The organism is Arthrobacter sp. 05T47 (genome assembly GCF_056395825.1).
The window spans coordinates 1-1,369 of the sequence record NZ_JBFTKG010000149.1 but is presented as its reverse complement, the minus strand read 5'-3'; the positions used below and the strand labels follow the sequence as shown (position 1 = coordinate 1,369).

The following is a 1,369-nucleotide window of genomic DNA, read 5'->3' as shown; positions in this document are numbered from 1 at the left end:
GTCCTGAGCTTCGGTGATGGTTGCTCGGGCGGAGCTAGCTCGGTAGATGCAGTGCGGGGAGGCCGATAGCGGACTCCGGCCTCCCCGCGCCGCAGTGAAGCTGGGTGCGTTACTTTCCCCAGCAGATGTCGGAGGCCTCGGTGGTGGTGTTGCTCTTAACGCCGTCGGCCGGCTTGTCCGTGACGAGCTCGACGCCGGTATTGTAGAAGTCCAGCCCCGGGGAGTTGGCCGGCTTCTGACCGGTCTTGGCGAGGTCAACGATGGCCTTCACTCCCAGTTCGGCCATCTTGACCGGGTACTGCTGGGCCGTGGCACCGATGACGCCGGCCTTGACGTTGTTCACGCCCGTGCAGCCGCCGTCCACCGAAACCACCAGGACATCTTTTTCCTTGCCGGCGGCCTTCAGTGCCTCGAAGGCACCTGCTGCTGCAGGTTCGTTGATGGTGTAGACGACGTTGATGTTCGGATTCTTTGCGAGGAGGGTTTCCATGGCGGTGCGGCCGCCGTCTTCGGCGCCCTGGGAGGCCTGGCTGCCGACGATCTCGTAGTCGCCGCCCTTGCCGCCGGTGTACTTGCCGGTCTTGGCCTCGTCGCCGTTCTTCTTCTTGTCCGCGGTGTCGATACCGAGCCCGGTCAGGAAGCCTTGGTCGCGGTTGTAGTCAACCGAGACCACCTTGTCGTCAAAGAGATCGACGAGGGCAATGGTCGCTTTTTTCCCGCCAAGCTGGGCCGCGGTCCATTTGCCGATCAGCTCGCCCGCGGCGAAGTTGTCCGTGGCGAACGTGATGTCAGCGGCATCGGCCGGGTCCGGCGGGGTGTCCAAGGCGATGACGAAGAGCCCGGCGTCCTTGGCCTTCTTCAGGGCGTCCACTACGGACGGGCCGTTGGGGGTGATCAGGATGCCCTTGTCACCCTTGGAGATCGCGTTCTCAATGGCCTGGATCTGGGTGTCCTCGTCRCCGTCAGCCTTGCCCGCAGCGAGCTTAAGGTCCACGCCGCCGGCCTCGGCCGCCTTCTTCGCCCCGTCCTCCATGGCGACGAAGAACGGGTTGGACGTGGTCTTAACGATCAGCGAAACGCCGACCTTTTCACCGGACGCGCTTCCCGTTGATGAGGTGGACGTGGAACTTCCACCACAGGCAGAAAGACTGAGTGCTCCCAGAGTCAACACTGCTCCTGCAGCGAAGAGGCGGGTGGCCGTTGAACGGGGTGCTTTGGAACTCAACATTGAATCTCCTGGTGTTTGAGGCCCTCACTGGCCTCGACAACGATGTCAGGTACGATGTAAGCACCATCACATCACAGAGTCAATGGATGAAGATCAAAAGGAGCGAGTTTCTTGACAACGATGTCCAACCGAACCCAGTCG

General features: G+C 62.1%; 2 protein-coding genes. One reads left to right on the top strand and one right to left on the bottom strand.

Features of this window, described 5'->3' with window-relative positions; all coding sequences use genetic code 11:
- Positions 1–109: 109 nt before the first annotated feature.
- Positions 110–1,228 carry a substrate-binding domain-containing protein gene (locus AC1DEY_RS23440; RefSeq protein WP_476870091.1) on the bottom strand — a complete coding sequence of 373 codons (1,119 nt, stop codon included), beginning with the start codon at positions 1,226–1,228 and terminating at the stop codon, positions 110–112.
- On the opposite strand from AC1DEY_RS23440, the gene AC1DEY_RS23435 reads away from it, so the two are divergent.
- Positions 1,153–1,369, top strand: a 217-nt coding sequence (locus tag AC1DEY_RS23435; RefSeq protein WP_476870092.1) for a hypothetical protein, incomplete at its 3' end; no start/stop codon positions are given. The genes AC1DEY_RS23440 and AC1DEY_RS23435 overlap by 76 nt on opposite strands.